The 18,097-nt window shown below is 66.5% G+C and carries 17 protein-coding genes; 9 read left to right on the top strand and 8 right to left on the bottom strand.

Annotated features, from left to right (window positions below; translation table 11 throughout):
* Positions 1 to 85: 85 nt before the first annotated feature.
* From VW23_RS12600 to VW23_RS12585, 4 genes are all read left to right on the top strand, one after another.
* Positions 86 to 1,033 (top strand): ABC transporter permease, encoded by a 948-nt coding sequence (locus VW23_RS12600; RefSeq protein WP_055999276.1) that lies wholly within the window; start codon positions 86 to 88, stop codon positions 1,031 to 1,033.
* Positions 1,033 to 1,824, top strand: coding sequence for an SDR family NAD(P)-dependent oxidoreductase (locus tag VW23_RS12595; RefSeq protein ID WP_069909923.1), 792 nt, complete (start codon positions 1,033 to 1,035; stop codon positions 1,822 to 1,824). The genes VW23_RS12600 and VW23_RS12595 overlap by 1 nt, the downstream gene beginning before the upstream one ends.
* 78 nt (positions 1,825 to 1,902) lie before the next feature.
* Positions 1,903 to 2,961 carry a malate/lactate/ureidoglycolate dehydrogenase gene (locus VW23_RS12590; RefSeq protein ID WP_084646020.1) on the top strand — a complete coding sequence of 353 codons (1,059 nt, stop codon included), beginning with the start codon at positions 1,903 to 1,905 and terminating at the stop codon, positions 2,959 to 2,961.
* On the top strand, positions 2,961 to 4,412 hold the full coding sequence (locus VW23_RS12585; protein WP_069909922.1) for a M81 family metallopeptidase: 1,452 nt from the start codon (positions 2,961 to 2,963) through the stop codon (positions 4,410 to 4,412). Before VW23_RS12590 ends, VW23_RS12585 begins: the two co-directional genes overlap by 1 nt.
* Before the next feature lie 165 nt (positions 4,413 to 4,577).
* Here the strand turns inward: VW23_RS12585 and VW23_RS12580 are convergent, their stop codons facing one another.
* From VW23_RS12580 to VW23_RS12545, 8 genes are all read right to left on the bottom strand, one after another.
* The gene (locus VW23_RS12580) at positions 4,578 to 5,066 is read right to left on the bottom strand and encodes a hypothetical protein (protein ID WP_069909921.1); all 489 of its coding nucleotides are present in this window, start codon (positions 5,064 to 5,066) and stop codon (positions 4,578 to 4,580) included.
* Positions 5,063 to 5,512: a hypothetical protein gene (locus VW23_RS12575; RefSeq protein WP_141728319.1), complete on the bottom strand. Its 450-nt coding sequence runs from the start codon at positions 5,510 to 5,512 to the stop codon at positions 5,063 to 5,065. The genes VW23_RS12580 and VW23_RS12575 overlap by 4 nt, the downstream gene beginning before the upstream one ends.
* Positions 5,509 to 6,270 (bottom strand): SDR family NAD(P)-dependent oxidoreductase, encoded by a 762-nt coding sequence (locus VW23_RS12570; RefSeq protein WP_069909919.1) that lies wholly within the window; start codon positions 6,268 to 6,270, stop codon positions 5,509 to 5,511. The genes VW23_RS12575 and VW23_RS12570 overlap by 4 nt, the downstream gene beginning before the upstream one ends.
* Complete coding sequence (locus tag VW23_RS12565) at positions 6,267 to 7,106, bottom strand: ATP-binding cassette domain-containing protein (RefSeq protein WP_069909918.1); 840 nt, start codon at positions 7,104 to 7,106, stop codon at positions 6,267 to 6,269. Before VW23_RS12565 ends, VW23_RS12570 begins: the two co-directional genes overlap by 4 nt.
* The gene (locus tag VW23_RS12560; RefSeq protein WP_069909917.1) at positions 7,103 to 8,098 is read right to left on the bottom strand and encodes an ABC transporter ATP-binding protein; all 996 of its coding nucleotides are present in this window, start codon (positions 8,096 to 8,098) and stop codon (positions 7,103 to 7,105) included. Before VW23_RS12560 ends, VW23_RS12565 begins: the two co-directional genes overlap by 4 nt.
* Positions 8,098 to 8,958: an ABC transporter permease gene (locus VW23_RS12555; RefSeq protein WP_069909916.1), complete on the bottom strand. Its 861-nt coding sequence runs from the start codon at positions 8,956 to 8,958 to the stop codon at positions 8,098 to 8,100. The genes VW23_RS12560 and VW23_RS12555 overlap by 1 nt, the downstream gene beginning before the upstream one ends.
* A gap of 16 nt (positions 8,959 to 8,974) precedes the next feature.
* The gene (locus VW23_RS12550; protein ID WP_069909915.1) at positions 8,975 to 9,922 is read right to left on the bottom strand and encodes an ABC transporter permease; all 948 of its coding nucleotides are present in this window, start codon (positions 9,920 to 9,922) and stop codon (positions 8,975 to 8,977) included.
* A 100-nt stretch (positions 9,923 to 10,022) separates the two neighbouring features.
* Positions 10,023 to 11,546: an ABC transporter substrate-binding protein gene (locus VW23_RS12545; RefSeq protein WP_069909914.1), complete on the bottom strand. Its 1,524-nt coding sequence runs from the start codon at positions 11,544 to 11,546 to the stop codon at positions 10,023 to 10,025.
* A 380-nt stretch (positions 11,547 to 11,926) separates the two neighbouring features.
* Here VW23_RS12545 and VW23_RS12540 point away from each other — a divergent pair, with 380 nt between their 5' ends.
* The 5 genes from VW23_RS12540 to VW23_RS12520 all read left to right on the top strand — a co-directional run bounded on the left by VW23_RS12540 (position 11,927) and on the right by VW23_RS12520 (position 17,912).
* On the top strand, positions 11,927 to 13,078 hold the full coding sequence (locus tag VW23_RS12540) for a Gfo/Idh/MocA family protein (RefSeq protein ID WP_069909913.1): 1,152 nt from the start codon (positions 11,927 to 11,929) through the stop codon (positions 13,076 to 13,078).
* A 77-nt stretch (positions 13,079 to 13,155) separates the two neighbouring features.
* Positions 13,156 to 14,085 carry a substrate-binding domain-containing protein gene (locus VW23_RS12535; RefSeq protein WP_069909912.1) on the top strand — a complete coding sequence of 310 codons (930 nt, stop codon included), beginning with the start codon at positions 13,156 to 13,158 and terminating at the stop codon, positions 14,083 to 14,085.
* Between the two features lie 2 nt (positions 14,086 to 14,087).
* Complete coding sequence (locus VW23_RS12530; RefSeq protein ID WP_069909911.1) at positions 14,088 to 15,575, top strand: sugar ABC transporter ATP-binding protein; 1,488 nt, start codon at positions 14,088 to 14,090, stop codon at positions 15,573 to 15,575.
* Entirely contained in the window at positions 15,572 to 16,504 is a 933-nt protein-coding gene (locus VW23_RS12525; protein WP_069909910.1) for an ABC transporter permease, read from the top strand. Before VW23_RS12530 ends, VW23_RS12525 begins: the two co-directional genes overlap by 4 nt.
* A 10-nt stretch (positions 16,505 to 16,514) precedes the next feature.
* The gene (locus VW23_RS12520; RefSeq protein ID WP_069909909.1) at positions 16,515 to 17,912 is read left to right on the top strand and encodes a xylulokinase; all 1,398 of its coding nucleotides are present in this window, start codon (positions 16,515 to 16,517) and stop codon (positions 17,910 to 17,912) included.
* Positions 17,913 to 18,097 lie beyond the last annotated feature (185 nt).

Raw genomic sequence — 18,097 nt, 5'->3', positions numbered from 1 at the left:
CCCCCGTTTCACGGTGGAGGAGCACTGAGAGGCCGGTGTGCGGTCGCCAATCGCGATCGTCGTACGCCAAGGTCGGGGGCACACCATGATCGGTTTCGTGTTGCGGCGTTTCGGGCAGTTGCTGCCGGTGCTGCTGCTGGCCTCGATCGGCATCTGGGCGATGATCTTCGCGGTGCCCGGTGGGCCGATCGGCATGCTGGTGGGCGAGAACGCCACGCCCGAGGCGATCGCCGCGGCGGAGAAGCAGTTCGGCCTCGATCGGCCGGCGGTGGTGCAATATCTCGACTGGCTGTGGAATGCCCTGCAGGGCAATTTCGGCATGTCGATCCATGGCCGCGAGCCGGTGCTGCACCTGATCGGGCAGCGGCTGCCGGCGACGCTGCACCTCGCGGTGGCGGCGACCATCGTGTCGCTGCTGATCGGCATTCCCGTCGCCATCCTCAGCGCGCTGAAACCCGGCTCGTGGATCGATCGGGTGCTGAGTGCCTGGAGCGCGCTGGCGCTGGGGGTACCGACCTTCTGGCTCGGGATCCTCTTGATCCTCTTGTTCGCGGTGGAGCTGCACTGGTTGCCGTCGGCCTCGGGCTACGTGCCGATCTGGGAAGATCCGCTGGCGGCGCTGCGCAATCTGGCGCTGCCGGCGCTGACGCTCGGGGTCTATGTGTCGGGCATCCTGGCGCGGTTCCTGCGCGCCTCGCTGGTGGGCGAATTGCGCGCCGACTATGTCCGCACCGCGCGTTCCAAGGGCCTGCCCGAGCGGCAAGTGGTCGGCACCCATATCATGCGCAATGCGCTGCTGCCGTTCGTCACCATTGTCGGGCTTATGATGGCCAACTTCATCGGCGGGGCGGTGGTGACCGAGGCGGTGTTCACCTATCCGGGGCTCGGGCGGTTGCTGATCCAGGCGATCAGCACGCGCGACTACCCGCTGATCCAGGGCTGCATCGTGGTGATCCTGGTGCTCTATATCGGCATCAACATGGCCGTCGACGTGCTCTACGCCTATATCGACCCACGGATCGAATACAGCTGATGACAGACCCGGCACCGCGCAATCCGGCGCAGCTTTTCGACCTCTCGGGCCAGGTGGCGCTGGTCACCGGCGCTTCCAAAGGGCTCGGCTGGGCAGTGGCCCAGACGCTGGCTGCGGCCGGGGCCCGCGTGGTGCTGACCGGGCGGCGGGCCGAGCTGCTCGAAGAGCGGCTCGAGCAGATGCTCGGCTGGGGGCTCAGCGCCGAGATTGCGGCCTTCGATGCCGCCGACGGCGATGCGGCGGTCGAGGCGCTCAATGATATCGCGGCCCGGCATGGGCGGCTCGATATCCTCTACTCGAACACCGCCGCCGGGGTGCGGAAGCCGTTCGTCGAACTCGACGAAGCGGAGTGGCAATCGGTGATCGACGGCAGCCTCACCGCCGGGTGGCGGCTGGCGCGCCACGCGGCGCCGCTGATGATCAAGGCCGGCTATGGGCGGATCGTTTTCGTTTCGTCGATCAATGCCACCGTCGCCCGGCCGGGGATCAGCGCCTATGTGACGGCCAAGACCGCGCTGCACGGGCTGGTACGTGGCCTGGCGGTGGAATTGGCGCCGAACGGGATCACCGTCAACGCCCTGGCGCCGGGCTATTTCCTCACCGATGGCAACGCGCCGCTGCGTGGCGCGGTGCCGGAATTCCAGCAGAAGATCGCCGACCGCACACCGATGGCGCGCTGGGGCGACCCGACGGAACTTGGTGCAGCTGCCCTCTATCTCGCCTCACGCGCCTCGGGCTACACCACCGGCAGCGTCATTACCGTCGACGGCGGACTCACTGCCGCGATCTGAAGTCGTTTAGTTTGTCGCGCTCTCGAACCGGAAAAGCCTGCAACTTTTCCTGATCACGCTCCCCAAGGAAAGAACCGAATGTCCGAGACCAAGATGCACCTCGTCCCCTGGGACCGGCTGCAGGCGAGTACCATAAGTGTTTTCCGCGCTGCCGGGTCGGAGCCGCGGGAGGCCCAGCTGATCGCCGAGCATCTGGTGGAAGCGAACCTGCGCGGCCACGATTCGCACGGCGTCGGCGTGGTGCCGATGTATATCAACGGCGTGAAGTCCGGCGGCATGGTGATGAACCAGAGCCTCAAGGTGGCGATCGATACCGGCGCCATGCTGATCTGCGACGCGGGGCAGGGCGCCGGACAGGTGATGGCGCATGATGCGATGGCGCTCGGCATCGCGCGCGCCAAGGACGAAGGCAGCGCCATCGTCAGCCTCAGGAACAGCCATCACATCGGCCGCATCGGCCATTGGGCCGAGCAGTGTGCGGCGGCCGGCATGGTGTCGATCCATTTCGTCAACGTGGTGGCCGGCGCCATCGTCGCGCCGTTCGGCGGCACGCAGTCGCGCTTGGGCACCAATCCGTTTGCCGCAGCCTTCCCGCGCGATGGCGCGCCGCCGGTGGTGGTGGATTTCGCCACCTCCAAGCTCGCTGCCGGCAAGGTGCGCGTGGCACACAACAAGGGGGTCGAACTGCCGCCCGGGGCGCTGCTCGACAACCAGGGCAAGCCGACCATCAACCCCGGCGCACTGTTCGAAACCCCGCCGGGTTCGCTGACGACGTTCGGCGATCACAAGGGCTGGGGCCTGATGCTCGCCTGCGAACTGCTGGGTGCGGCGCTGGTCGGGGCGCCGACGCAGCACGAAAAGGCCGGCAATGGCGCGGTGATCAACTCGATGTTCTCGGTGATCGTCTCGCCTGAGCGGCTCGGGACATCGGGGCCGTTCGCCACCGAGATGGAAGCGGTGCTGGGCTGGGTGCTGTCGGAGAACGAGGGCGGCGGCAGCGTGAAGCTGCCGGGGATGCCGGAGCTCGAGACGAGGGCGAAGCGCCTCGCCGAGGGCGTGCCCGTAGATGCGGCGACGCTCGAGCAGCTCGAAAAGTCGGCGCACGATGTCGGGCTTAAGGGCTTCGGGGCCGTCTGATGCGCATCTTCATCGCGGCGCTCGGCACCGAGACCAACACCTTCTCGCCACTGCCGACCGGACGAAAGACGTTCGAGGAAACCCTGTGGGTCCGCCGCGATGCCAGCCTCAGCTCGGACAACTATTTCGTCCTGCCGCTCGTCGAGTGGCGGCGCCTCGCCGAGGCGGCGGGCGACGAGGTGATCGAAAGCCTGTCGGCCTTTGCGCAGCCGGCCGGTCGCACGGTGCAGGCCGTGTGGGAAGAACTGCGGGATACGCTGCTCGGCGACCTCCGAGCCGCCGGTCCTCTCGATCTGGTGCTGCTGAACCTGCATGGCGCGATGGCGTCGGAGCAATGCGACGACTGCGAGGGCGAACTGATCGAGATGGTGCGCCAGGTGGTCGGGCCTGAGGTCGTCGTCGGCGTCGAGTTCGACCTTCACTGCCACATCTCCGAGCGGCTGATGCGCCATGCCGACCTGCTGGTGCTCTACAAGGAGTATCCGCATACCGATGTCGCCGAACGCGGGGCGGAACTGTTCGACCTGGCGCGGCGTGCCGTCAGGGGCGAGATCAAACCGGTGATGGCGCTGCGTGATCTCCGCATGCTCGATGTATGGCGCACTTCGGATGCACCGGTGCGCGCGCTGGTCGACTGGATGCAGGCCGCCGAGCAGCGCGACAAGGTGCTGTCGGTGAGCTTCGGGCACGGCTTCCCCTGGGCCGATGTGCCGGATGTCGGCGCGAAGACGGTGGTGGTGACCGATGGCGATGCTGATCTGGCCGAGGCGGTGGCACAGGAACTCGGCGACTGCATCTGGGCGTTGCGCGAAACTTACGCGGCAAACCTCCTCGACGTGGCTGAGACGATGGCGGCGATTGCCGGCGGCAATGGCTGCACGGTTGTAGCCGATATCTCCGACAATGCCGGGTGCGGTGCGGCAAGCGACTCGACCTTCCTGCTCGAGCCGCTGCTTGCCACGAAAGCCGAGCGGGCGCTGTTCGGGCTGCTGTGGGACCCTGCGGCAGTGCGGGTTTGCGAGGAAGCCGGCGAAGGCGCGACGCTGCGGCTACGGATCGGCGGCAAGGTCAGCGCCATGTCGGGCCGCCCGGTGGATGTCGAGGCCAGGGTGCTGAAGCTCATCCACGACGCCAAGGTCACTTATGGCGACGGCAAGATGCCGATGGGCGATGCGGTGCTGCTCGATGCAGGTGGCGTCCACATCGTCATCAACACCATCCGTACGCAGACCTTCAATCCGGACGCCTTCACCCAGTTCGGCATAGCGCTCAGCGACTACCGGACGGTGGTGTTGAAATCGGCGCAGCACTTTCATGCCGGCTTCGCGCCGGTCGCCGACCGGATCATCTACGCGGTGGCCGAGGGCACTTCGTCGCCGGATTTCCGGACGCTGCCACTGCCACATGCCGGGCGGCCGCTATGGCCGCAGGTGGCGGATCCGTGGGCGTGACGGGGGCGATGGTCGCCCAATGCCCCGCGTTTAGTGTGGGTGCATCCCTCCCCCTTGAGGGGAGGGAATGAGGGAGGGGGTGGTGCGGTGATCACCGATGGACCCCCACCCCCCACCCCTCCCCTCAAGGGGGAGGGGAGCTTCCGATGCATCTCGGACTGAAGCTCAGCCGATCTTGTGCCCCGGCCAGCCCATCAGCAGCTTTACGTCCCTTTCGGCTTCCTTGGCCTTCGCCGCGTCCTTGAATACCCGCATGACGCATTGCGGTTTCTTCCGGTCGATCACGTCGTAGACCAGGTGGTAGCCGGTCTTGTCGAAGATCGGGCCGATCCAGCCGGCGCAGTGGTCGCAGTAGCGGCCCATCGGCTCGGCGTCGTTGTCCATGACCTTGCTCAGGCTGGGGCAGACATTCATCCGCAATTCGAGGCGATCCTCGTTGCGGTCGATGTCCATGTCGCAGTTTTCTTCGATCTTGATATGGGTCCAGTACTCCTCCATGCCTTCGAGACCCTTGGTCTGGATCAGCTCGAGGATGTGCTTTTCCTGGTTTTTCGAGATGGCGAGGAAGTAGGCCTGCAACTGCTCCTCGCCTTGTGACTCGAGGAACTTGAAGACTTCGTTGTAGAAGCGGGTGAAGTGGTCGGACGGGATCATGCGCGCCTCCTGATCACCTGACGGCAGCTGCCCGGGCCGGTGATTTCGGTGTCGATGGCGAAGGGCGAGCCCTCGGCCATGCCCTCATTGGTTCGGCTGGTCTGGTCGCAGAAATGCGCCGAGGGGGTGCCGACGAGCTTGGCGACGTGGTGCCAGGCGGTGCAGTGGCGGACGGTGAGGACGATCTCGTCGTCGCCGACCGCGATATCGTAGTCGCAGTTCTCGCGAGAAAAGAAGTGCCGCCAGTGGCGCACCAACTGGCCGGTGTCGCCGGCGACGAGGTCGTCGTGGATCGAGCGGTAGACGTCCTTGCCGACCTTTTTGAAGATCGCGTCCATCGCCTCGACGCCATAGCGCGAGATGATGAAATCGATGGTGGTGTTGGTGGCGCCGTGGAAATCGAGATGGACCTCGCCGCCTTCGGCGTAGCGCAAGTGTTCACTCATGCTTGGGGCTCCCAGGACATCTGGTTGGCGAGGATGCCGCCATCGACATAGAGCATCTGTCCGGTGATGTAGCGGGCGGCAGGCGAGGCGAGGAACACGGCGGCGCCGCCAATATCGTCGGGCATGCCGACGCGACCGAGCGGGATCTGCCGTTCGAGCGCGGGCCGTACGCCCGGTGTCGCCAGCCCCTTCGCGGACAGGGGCGTCTCGATGATCCCCGGCCCGATGCCGTTGACGCGGATGCCGCGTTCGGCGAGCGTGACCGCAAGGTTGCGGACCAGCATCAGCACCGCGCCCTTCGAGGTGTCGTAGATGACGCTGTTCTTTTCGGCCGCCAGTGAGTTGGTCGAGCCGGTGCAGATGATGCTCGGGTTCTCCTGACCCGGCGCCAGACCTTTGACGAAGGCCTGCGCGGCGAACAGGTAGCCTTTCACGTTGAGGTCGAAGGTGCGGTCGAACGCTACCTCGGTGAGGTCGTCGAAATTGGTGTCGAGGTAGGTGCCGGCGTTGTTGACCAGTGTATCGAGCCGACCGAGTTTCGCGCGCGCCGCCGCGACGAAGCCCTGCGCACCAGCCACCGTCGAGAGATCGGCCTGGACGAAGTGGCATTCGGTCAGCTTGCCGAGCCGCGCGGCTGCCCCGCTATCGTCAGCGAGGTGCGAGTTGATCACCAGCCGCGCGCCGGTATGGGCAAAGGCCTCCGCGATGGCATAGCCGATGCCGGTGGTAGAACCTGTTATGGCGACGCACTGGCTCATGCGAGTGCGTTCCCGGCGAGACCTGCTTCGACGCTGAGCACAGCGCCGACGAGCGCCTGTGTCGCCTCGGCCTGTGGGGTGCGGAACAGGTCGAGCGGCTTGCCCACTTCGACGATCTTGCCAGACGACATCACATAGACCTTGCTGGTGGTGTAGGCGACGACGGACAGGTCGTGCGCGATGAAGACGAGGCTGAGGCCGAGGTCGCGCACCAGGTCCTTGAGCAGGTTCAGCACCTGGGCCTGGATCGACACATCGAGCGCGGAGACCGGCTCGTCGGCGATCAGCACTTTCGGGCCGGGCATCAGCGCGCGGGCAATGGCGATGCGCTGCAGCTGGCCGCCGGAGAACTCATGCGGGAAGCGCTCGAGCGCATTCTTGTCGAGCCCGACCTGGTCGAGCACCTCAAGCACGCGGGTGCCGTGGTCGCCTTCGATCTTCAAACTGCGCAGCGGCTCGAGCAGCGAGGTGCCGACACGCATGCGTGGGTCGAGCGAGGAGCGCGGGTTCTGCAGCACCACCTGCACCGAGCGGCGGAACAGTTTTCGGTGCGCTTCGCCGCCGGTCCAGACGTCGACGCCGTCATAGAGCACCTGGCCATCGCCCGGACGTTCGACACCGGTGAGCATGCGGGTGAGGGTGGTCTTGCCCGAGCCGGATTCGCCGACGAGGCCGACGGCTTCGCCGGGGCGGACGGAGAAATCGATGCTGTCGAGCACCTTCAGCTTGGGGCGCGGGGCGAACAGTTTCTGCCGATTGAGGTTGTAGACCTGGCTCAACTGCCGGACTTCGAGCAGCGGGCGCGCGTCGGCGGGGAATGAGGTCACGGCACTCATTGCGCGGCCACCTCGCCGGCGAGGCGGATCGGGTGCCAGCAGGCGGCGCTGACCCCGTCGCTGCCGAGCTCCGGCATGATCTCGCGACACTTGTCGGTGGCAGCCGGGCAACGTGGGTTGAAGGCGCAGCCGGTGGGCAGGCTATGCAGGGGCGGCACCATGCCGGGGATCGAGACGAGGCGCGACGAGCCGTCGAGCGCGATATTGTCCATGGTCGGCTGGCTGTCGAGCAGGCCGCGCGTGTAGTGGTGCCTGGGGTTGCGGAACACCTCCTGCACCGGGCCGATCTCGACGATGCGGCCGGCATACATCACGGCGACGGTGTCGCACATGGCGGCGATGATCGGCAGGTCGTGGGTGATCATCAGCAGCGCCGAGCCGCGATCGCGCACGGCGCCGTTGAGCAGCCGCAGCACCTGCTTCTGCACCGTGACATCGAGCGCCGTGGTCGGCTCGTCGGCGATGATCAGCTGCGGGTAACAGGCGAGCGCCATGGCGATCATGATGCGCTGGCGCTGGCCGCCGGAGATCTCGTGCGGGTAGGCGCGCACCAGCTGTTCGGGACGCGGCAGGTTCATCTGCTTGATCAGTTCGATGGTCTGCGCTTCGGCAACCTTCCTGTCGGCGCCGGTATGGCGGCGGATCACCGAGCTGATCTGGTCGCCGACGCGGCGGACCGGATTGAGCGAGCTGAGCGGATCCTGGAACACCATCGAGAGGGTGCGGCCACGGCGGCTCGACAGTGCCTTGTCGGACTGGGTGACGAGGTCGACGCCGTCATGGAGGATGCTGCCATGGGTGTTCCAGCCCATTGGAAGCAGGCCCATCAGCGCCAGCGCGGTCATCGACTTGCCGGAGCCGGATTCGCCGACCAGCCCCATGCGGCCGCCATGCGGGATGGTGAAGGAGACGCCGCGGACGGCGGTGACGTCGCCATTGGAGACGACGAGGTTGTTGACTTCGATGGCGTGCGGCTTGGCTGAGATGGTCATCAGCTCCTCCGCTTCAGCTTGGGATCGAGCACGTCACGGAGGCCATCGCCGAGGAGGTTCAGGCCGAGCACGACGATGACGATGGCGAGGCCCGGCCACATGGCGAGCGGCGAGGAAATGCCGACGGTCTGCTGCGCCTCGTTGAGCATCATGCCCCACGAGATCGATGGCCGGGTGACGCCGACGCCGAGATAGGACAGGCCCGCCTCGGTGAGGATGCCGGCGGCGAAATACAGGGTGAACTGGACGATCATTACACCGGCGATATTGGGGATGACGTGGCGGGCCAGGATGAACAGCTTGCCGCGGCCATAGAGCTTGGCGGAGGTGATGAAATCCTCCTGCAGCACGCTCATCGCGGCCGAGCGGATGACGCGGGTGAAGGAGGGGGTGAAGAAGGCAGTGAGCGCGAAGATGGTGGTGAGCGCGCCCGAACCCATGGTGGCGGCGAGCACCAGGGCGGTGACCATGCCGGGGATCGACAGCATGATATCGGCGCCGCGCGAGATGGTTTCGTCGGCGATCTTGCCATAGGCGGCGGCGACCAGCCCGGCGATGGTGCCAAGGATCAGGCTGATGGTGGCGCCACCGGCGCCGACGAGGATCGAGGTGCGCGCTCCGACCATCAGCTGGGCGATGATATCGCGGCCGAGCCCGTCGGTGCCGAGCCAGTGGTCGACGGTGCCCGGCGGCAGCATGCGGTTCTTGATGTTGGGGATGTTGGGGTTCGAGGGCAGCCAGAAGAACGAGACGATGGCGATGACCAGAAAGCCGATGGTCAGCGCGATACCGACGACCAGCGAGGCGTTGAGCTCGAGGCGGCGACGGCGGCGCGGGGCGACGGCGGTGGTGGTGTTCATGCTGCTGCCTCCCGCCTCATGCCGCGTTCCGGACGCGTGGATCGAGCACGCCGTAGAGCAGGTCGACGACGAAGTTGACGAAGATGACGAAGATGATGATCAGCATGACGGTCGATTGCACCACGATCACTTCGCGCGCCGCGACGTTGGCGAGGATCATGCGGCTCAGGCCCGGCAGCGAGAACACCATCTCGATGATGACGGTGCCGCCGATCAGCTCGGCGATCTGCAGCCCGACAATGGTGACGATGGGCAGCGCCGCGTTGCGGAGGCCCACACTGAGCAATGCCTGGGTGCGGGTCATGCCGACGGCGCGGGCGGTGCGCACAAAATCCTGGTTCATCACGTCGAGCACGGCCGAGCGGACGTAGCGGATCAGCACGGCGGCCATGATCAGGCCGAGCGACAGCACCGGCAGCACCAGCGAGCGGATGGCGCCGATCGGGCTTTCGCGCCAATCGATCCAGCCGCCGGTGGGGAGCCAGCCGAGCTTCACGCCGAACAGCACCGAGAGCAGGATGCCGGCCCAGAACACCGGCACGGCGATGCCGATCTGGCTGATCAGCGCCAGCACGGCGCCCGAGGGCTTGCCGACATTGCGCGCCGCGTAGGTGCCGACCGGAATGGCGATGATCAGGCCGAGCAGCAGGCCGGAGAGCGCCAGCGGCACGGAGACGGAAAGCCGCGCGGTGACCAGCTCGGCTACGCTTTCCTTGGTGCGGAAGGACTGGCCGAGATCGCCCTGCAGCATGTTGGTGATCCAGTTGAAATACTGGACCGGCAGCGGCTGATCGAGGCCATAGGCGTGCGCCAGCGCGTTGATCGCGTCGGCGGTGGCGTCTTTGCCGAGGACGATGGCGGCGACGTTGCCGCCGGCGGCGCGGATCAGAATGAAGATGGCCAGCGAGGCAACGAAGACGGCGCCAAGAAAGAACGCAAGTTTGCGCAGCGCGTAGATTGCCATTCAGCTCAACCCTTGACGAAGCGACCCATTCGGGGCCGCGGAAACCTGTTGCGAGCCGCCGGCACCGGGCCGGCGGCTCGCGGATTGGACCAAGTTACACTTACCAGTGCAGCTTGCCGATCTCGATTGCGACGAGGACGCGCGGCTCGAGGAAGCCCTTGAGTTCGGCATCGAACAGGCCGACGCCCTTCTTGGCGATCAGCGGCACGATGACGGCGTCCTTACGCAGGATGTCCGCGGCCTCTTTCATCTTGGCGAGGTATTCCTCGTCGGACGGGGCAGCGTCGGCAGCGAGCAGCGCATCCGTGTAGGGCTGGCTGCAATAGGTCGACCAGCCAGCCTTGTCGGCCGTCGGACAGGCCCACTGGGTCGGCTCGGCGTCGCCCGACATCACGGTGATGTCGAACTGCGGCGGGCGGCCCTGGAAGATCAACTGGCTGTAGCGCGCTAGGTCAATGGCGTTGCGGGTGACGTTGAAGCCGGCGCCCTGCATTGCCGGGATCATGATGTCGGCCGGCAGCGACAGGTCAGGCACGTCGCTCAGCGAAGCGTACTCGAGCGGGGTCGAGGCAAACGCCGCGGCCTTGGCCATCGCACCCTCGTAGTCGAACGGGTACGGGCAGCTCTCGGGGCTTTCCGGCGAGTACCAGGGCTGGTTTGGCAGCGCGAAGGTACAGGTGTTTTCGGCACCCCAGGCGGCGCCGAAGGCGTCGTTGTAGGACTGGCGGTCGAGCGTCGCGGCAAGCGCCTGGCGCAGCGCCGGGTCGAGCTTCTGGTTGAACACCGCGTAGGTCGGCTCGCCGATCTGCGGGTAGGTGAGGAGCGTGAACTTCTTGTCGAGCTCACGCTTGGTCAGCTGTTCCCACAGGTCAATGGTGATCACCGGAACGGCGTCAACTTCACCGGCTTCGAGCGCGTTGAGGCCGGCGGTGCCGTCGGTCACGATGCGCACGGTGGCGGCGGTGATCGTCGGCTTGGTGCCCCAGTAGTTCGGGTTGGCTTCGAACTCGAAGGTCGAGTTGGTGGTGTAGGACTTCAGCACATAGGGGCCGGTGCCGATCGGGTTGGTGGCGATGGAGGCGGCCGCGTGCTCGGGCTGGATCAGTCCGGCGGTTGAGCCCATGCCACGCCAGAAGTTCTGGCTCGGCTGGGTGAGGGTCACCTTGACAGTCGAGTCATCGACCTTCTCGATCGACTTGACGGCGTTGTAGGCCGACGAGTTAACGCCGACCGGCGAGGCCTTCATGGTGTTGAGCGAGTAGATCACGTCTTCGACGGTCACCGGGGTGCCATCGGAGAAGTTGGTCTTCCGGATCTTGAACTCGTAGGTCAGCTTGTCGTCGCTGATGGTCCAGGACTCGGCGACGCCGGGCTCAACCGAGCCGTCCTTGTTGAAGTAGACCAGCGGCTCGACGACGTTGGCCGGAATCCACAGGCGCAGCGCCGTTAGGCCGCTGGTGACGTAGTCGAGCGTGCCCGGATCCTGGCGGGCAATGAGCACCACCTTGTTCTCGGCGGCACGCGGCGAGGCCGCCATGGCTTCGGCGCCGCCGAAGGCGGCCAGCATGATCGCAGCCGCGGCGATGGCGCCGAGGCGCTGACCGAACTTTCCTTTAGACTGCATGTTGAATCGTCCCTTCCGATTGTCCCTGAAATCTCTTGCGTCGCGCGGCGCCTCCACATCTGACCCCCTGTGCCGTCGGCAGTGCACCGCGCCTGTGCTGCCGTTGTATTCCATAATGTGGAATGCAAACTCTTTTTGCATGCCGATAGTCTGCATAGGATATGTGCGTATGGCAAGCAGGTTCCCGTTTCTGCGCCAAAACGAGCAGCAATTTAATGTTCGGTCGGTGTTTCGCGTTCCGCTATATGGAACGTTGCTTGCGCAGTAGCATGATTTTCCCTTTGGCGACGGGTCGCTTTTGTCGCGCTTTCGAAGCCGAAGAGGTCTGCAAGTTTCTGTGAAAGCGCATTAACGTGCGGCGCCTCGAGGAGAGATTTGACGTGAAGATCGGAATTGTCGGGCTTGGCGCCCGGGTAGGATACCTGGCGCGGATCGCCGTGCAGCAGGTGCCGGGCGCGAGGTTGGTCGGCTATGTCGATCCGACGCCCTATGGGATGCCGGAACTGACCGGGGCGGGGATCGATGCAGGCCCCGCCTACGAAACGGCGGAGGCGCTGCTCAAGGCGGAAAAACTCGACCTGCTGATGGTCGGCTCGCCCAACCACATGCATCTCGATCATATCCGGATCGGGCTCGAGGCCGGGCTCAAGGTGTTCACCGAAAAGCCAGTGGTCACCACCGAGGCGGATACCTATGCGCTGCTCGACCTGCTGCAGCAGAGCGGCGGCGCCGACAGCGTGATGATCGGGTTGGTGCTGCGCTACGCGCCGCTCTATCGCGACCTGGTCCAGAGCTATCGCTCAGGCGCGCTCGGCAAGATCACCTCGATCGAAGCCAGCGAGCACATCGCGCCCTATCACGGGGCGTTCTTCATGCGCGACTGGCGGCGGCGCAGCGGCTATTCGGGTGGCTTCATCCTCGAAAAGTGCTGCCACGACATCGACCTCTACCAGGGGCTGGTCGGCAACCGGCCGGTGCGGGTGGCGAGCTTCGGCGGGCGGAAGACCTTCGTGCCCGAGAACATGCCGACCAAGGCGGGGATCAACGATCTCGACGTCTACTTCCGGAAGCCCGGCGGCTGGGAAAGCGACAACCGGGTGTGGGACGGTGATGGCGACATCATCGACTACCAGACGGCGCTGGTGGAATATTCCGGCGGCGAGAACCTCTGCTTCCACACCAACCTGAACGTGCCCGACGAGTACCGGCATTTCACCGTCATCGGCACGCATGGCATGGCGGAGGGCGATTTCGTGCGCAACTTCTACCGCATGCACGATGCGCGGACCGGCGAGCGGCTGGTCGACAAGCGCTACGAGACCAAGGGCACCTCGGTGCATTACGGCGCCGACGAGCAGATGGTGGCCGATATCTTCGCCCACCTGACCGATGGCGTCGCCCTGCCGGTGTCGATCGTCGATGGGCTGGTCGCCGGGATGACGGCGATCAAGATCGACGAGGCGCGCGCCAGCCGGCAGGTGATCGACCTCACCGAGACCTGGCGGCAGTTCGACAGCTACGGGCTCAGCTGACGGATTCTCCGTTGGAAGGGCTTTGCGGTCTGATACGGCGCCGATATGTTCGCGCGGAATTCTCGGAGGACAATCCCATGCATAAATCCATCGCAGCCCTCGGGCTTGCGTCCATCCTGGCGCTCGGCGTCTCCTCGGGGGCGCTCGCCGCCGGTGAGAAAGTCTCGGTGATCACCCCGTTCCTCGCGGCGATCGCGACGGGTGAGATGATCGAGGCGTTCAAGGCCAAGGCGGCCGAGTATCAGTGGACCGTCGACGTGGTGGATACCGCCGGCGACATGGCGGCCTTTGCCAGCCGCGTCGAGGATGCGACCACCAGTGGCGCCAATGCCATTGTCCTCGTGTCGGTCGATCCGACGCAGATCCAGGATCAGGTCGACAAGGCCAAGGCGGCGGGCGTACCCGTCATCACCATCGACGGCGCCAAGAACGCCTCGAGCGTGCTCAACGTCACCTCCGACAATTACGTGCTCGGCGAGACGATGACCAAGTTCCTGTTCGACCAGATCGGCAACAAGGGCAATATCGTGCGCTTCTTCTACTCGGCGCACCCGGGGGTGCATCAGCGCGAGCTGGCGCTCGATGCCGCGCTGAAGGCCAACCCGGAGATCAAGCAGGTCGCCGACCACTATGTGGCGGTGCCGGGCCAGGTCGACGACAGCCGCGCCGCCATGGATGCGATGCTGCTCGCCAACCCGGGCGACGGCGCCATCAACGCGGTATGGGCAGCCTGGGATGAGCCGGGGATCGGCGCCAACCTCGCCATCGAGGCGGCGGGCCGCAAGGGCATCGTCATTGCCGGCATCGACGGCAACCCGCAGGCGATCGACCTGATCAAGGCCTGCGGCGCCTATATCGGCACGGTGCGCCAGGGGTTTGGCGAGATGGCCAGCATTGCGGCGGGCGAGCTCAATACCATCCTCGCCGGCGGCAGCGCCAAGGCCGACGAACTCTACGCGCCGGTGGAACTGATCACCCGCGAGAGCCTCGGCGTTACCTGTCCCTGACGTTGCTGGAACTCTCCGGGATCAGCCGGCGCTTCGGCGCAACCCACGCGCTCGAGGACGTGAGCCTCGCCCTTTCCGAGGGCGAGGTGCTCGGGCTCGTCGGGCCGAACGGCGCCGGCAAATCGACACTGATCAAGATCATCGCCGGCGCCGATCGGCCCGATGCGGGGGAGATCCGCATCGACGGTACTCCCGTGCAGTTTCACTCGGCGCATGACGCCTACGCCGCGGGCATTCGGGTGATCCACCAGGATGCGCCGCTGGTGCCCGGCTTCGATACGGTCGAGAACTGCTATCTGGGCCGCGCTTATCCACGGCGCTTCGGGCGGATCGACCGCAAGGCGATGCGCAGGGCGATTGCCGAAGTCGCAGCCGACATCGCGCCGGAGCTCGATCTCGACCTGCCGGTGATGTTCCTGCCGCCGGCCGAGCGGCAGTTCGTGCGGCTGCTGCGGGCGGTGGCCGATAAGGGCCGACTGCTGATCCTCGACGAGCCGACCGCGGCGCTGCCGGCAGAGGATGCCGAGCGGTTCTACGACGTGCTGCGGCGAACCCGTGAGCGGGGCACCTCGATCATCCTCGTCAGCCACCGGCTCGACGAGATCGCCGATTTCTGCGGGCGCGCGGTGGTGATCCGTGACGGACGGATCGTGGCGCGATTCGTGGAGAGCGAGGTGAAGCCCGAGTCGATGATCGCGGCGATGGGCGGCAGTGCCTCGGAGCGCTCGACCCGCGCGACCGACACCAGCGCCCCCAAGATCATCGAGATCGATGGGGTGACGGCAGGCGACCTGACCCGGCCGGCAGCGCTCGACGTGCATGCCGGCGAGGTGATCGCGCTTTACGGGTTGGCCGGTTCGGGACGCTCGAGCCTGCTCAACGCGATCTGGGGGGCGATCCCGTGGGTCGGCAAGATGCGGCTCGCCGGCGCGGATTATGCGCCCCGCTCGCCGCGGCAGGCGATTGCCCGGGGGGTGTCCTGCGTGCCGGCCGACCGGCATCGCAGCGGGCTGTTCGTCAGCGAGGACCTGGTGTTCAACAAGACGCTGCCGCTGCTGTCGGGCTATCGCCGCCTGCGCGGGTTGCCAGTGCCGGACGTGAAGGCCGAGCAGGCGGAGTTTGTTGTCGCCGCTGAGCGGGTGTCGCTCAGCTATGGCGATCCGAAGCAGCTGGCGCGCACGCTGTCCGGCGGCAACCAGCAGAAGCTGATCTTTGCGCGCTGGGCCAACCGGCACTCCAAGGTGATGCTGCTCGATGAGCCGACCGAGGGCGTCGACGTGATGGCCAAGGCGACCATCAAGGACATCATCCGGGCCATCGCCGCCGACGGCAACGCGGTGCTGGTTTCGACCTCGGATCGCGACGAGGCGCTGGAGCTGGGCGATCGCATCGCGGTGTTCCGCCAGGGCGGCATCGTCAGAGTTTTCACCCGCGCGGAGGCGAGCGCCGAAGCGCTGTCGGCGGCCGCGCAGTCTCGGGAGGCGGCGTGACCCGCACCAATCTCAATCGCTTCGGCACGCTGATCGCCTTCGTGCTGCTGTGCATCGGTTTTTCGATCGCGGCGCCGGCGGCGTTCGCCTCGCCGGCCAATGTGTTCAACCTCGTCCAACAGATGGCGACGCTGGCAATCGTCGCGACGGCGGCGACGCTGGTGATGACGATTTCGGAGTTCGACCTGTCGGTCGGCTTTTCGGCGTCATTGGCGGCGGTGATCTGTTTCGTCTTGTTCGGGCAGGGCTATGACGTCTGGCTGGCGGTGCCGGCGGCACTGCTGGTGGGGATTGTCGGCGGCGCGGCCAATGGTGTGCTGGTGGCGCGGTTCGGGATTCCTTCGTTCGTTGCGACGCTGGCGCTCGGGACCATCCTCTCGGGGTTCGCTTTCGGGCTCAGCGGTGGGCAGAGCCTGTTCCAGTCAGTGCCGGATGGCTTCAAGAGCCTGGCGCGTGGCGACGTGTTCGGCATCCCGGTGCTGGGGTTCTGGATCGTCGCGGTGCTGGGGGTGGCGGCGTTCGTCCTGACGCAGACCGAATTCGGGCGGCGGCTGCGCGCCATCGGTGGCAATGCGCAGGCGGCGCGGCTCGCCGGCTTGCCGATCGTCCGCGACGTCATCGTCACCTTCGCCATTGCCGGCGGGCTTTCGGCCCTCGCCGGGCTGCTGCTGGCGTCGCGGCTGGGCAGCGTGCAGCACACCATGGGTGAGCCGCTGCTGCTGCCGGCCTATGCGGCAGTGTTCATCGGCACCACGGCGTCGCCGACCGGCGCGCCGACAGTGGCGGGGACGCTCCTGGGCGTCGCCATCACCGGGGTGATGGTCAACGGCATGACCATCGTCGGGGTCGAGCCGTTCGTGCAGAAGATCATGACCGGGGTGATCATTCTCGTCGCGGTGCTGCTGCGCCGGGTGGGGCGGGCCAGGTGAGGGGGACGAAGTGAGCATCCTCGTTCTCGATTGCGGCAGCTCGGCGCTGAAGGCGACGGTGTTCGCCGACGACGGCACCGTGGTCGCCACCACTGATGCCGGTTACCCCGAGCAGAGCGCGCCGCATCGGCGGGCGCCGGAGGACTGGTGGCGCGCGGCGGTCGAGGCGGTGGGCAGGCTGCCACTCGAGGGCGTCACGGCGCTCTCGCTGACCGGGATGATGGAGAACCTGATCGCCGTCGATGCGGTCGGCCAGCCGGTGCGGGAGGCGGCGCTCTATTCCGATCCGATCGGGACGGAAGCCTTCGAGGCGGTAGCGGCGCGGCTCGAGGCGGCCGATGCAACGGCGATCCTCGGCAATGCGCCGCGGCCGCTGATGACGGCGTTCAAGTTGCTGGCGCTGGGGCCGAAAGGCGCCGAATGGGTGCTGCCGGGTTCGAAGGATTTTCTGGCGTTGCGGCTCACCGGTGTTGCGGCCACCGATCCGAGCTGCGCCAGTACCACCGGGCTGATGGATATCGGCACGCGCGACTGGTCGGAGGAACTGGTCGAGCTGCTCGATGTGGATCGCGGGCTGCTGCCGCCGATCCTCGCGGCCGAGACGGTATTGGGTGGGCTGACAGCCGAGGCCGCAACTGCGCTGGGTCTCCGCGCCGGCCTGCCGGTGATCAACGGCTGCGGCGATGCCGCAGCGACGACCATCGGCAGCGGGGCGGAGCAGCCCAATGCGGTCAGCATTTACCTCGGCACCAGCGGTTGGGTGGCGGGCGTTACGGCGGTGACCGAGCGAACGCCGCGGCCATACTATCGGCTGTCGCATCCGCTGCATGGCGGGCTGATCGAGGTGGCGCCGATCTTCTCGGCCGGGGCGGCAGCGCAGTGGGCGCGTGACACGCTGGGCCTGACCCTGCCGGAGGCGGAACGATTGGCGGGGGAGGCGGCTGCCGCGCCCGGCGGCGCGCTGTTCCTGCCCTATCTCAACGGCGAGCGTACCCCCTTCGTCGATCTTGAGCTCCGGGCCGGGTTCGCCAGTGTGGCGGCCAGCGACAGCGCGGCGACGCTCTACTACTCGGCGCTGGAGGGCGTGGCGTTCGCCATCGCCGCCAATGTCCGGGCCATGGGTGCGGCAGGGCCGGTTTACCTGGTGGGCGGCGGAGCGCAGAGCGCCGTGTGGCCACAGATCATGGCCGATGTGCTGGGGCGCGAGGTCACGGTGCCGCAACATCCGGTGCTGGCGGCGAGCCTTGGCGCCTATCGCGCCGCAGCGAAGGCGCTGGGGTTGACGGTCGGCGCGGCGGCGCGCGGCAAGGTGTATCTGCCGAGGGCCGATCGGGCGGAGCGGATCGCGCGACAACAGCAGCGGTTCGAGCGGGCGACCGTGATGCTGCGCGAGCTGGCGCGGATTTAGGACAGACGAAAGGCCGGTGCGGGCTGACCCCCACCCCTGTCGCCTCCCCCTAAAACAGGGGGATGGAGACCCTCACACTGATATCGAGGCGATCGTCTCCCTCCCCATTCTTAGGGGGAGGGAGACGATCGCCTCGATATCAGTGTGAGGGTCTCCATCCCCCTGTTTTAGGGGGAGGCGACAGG

Source organism: Devosia insulae DS-56 (genome assembly GCF_000970465.2).
GTDB classification, from domain to species: Bacteria; Pseudomonadota; Alphaproteobacteria; order Rhizobiales; family Devosiaceae; genus Devosia_A; species Devosia_A insulae.
This window is presented reverse-complemented; position numbering and strand designations above follow the sequence as displayed.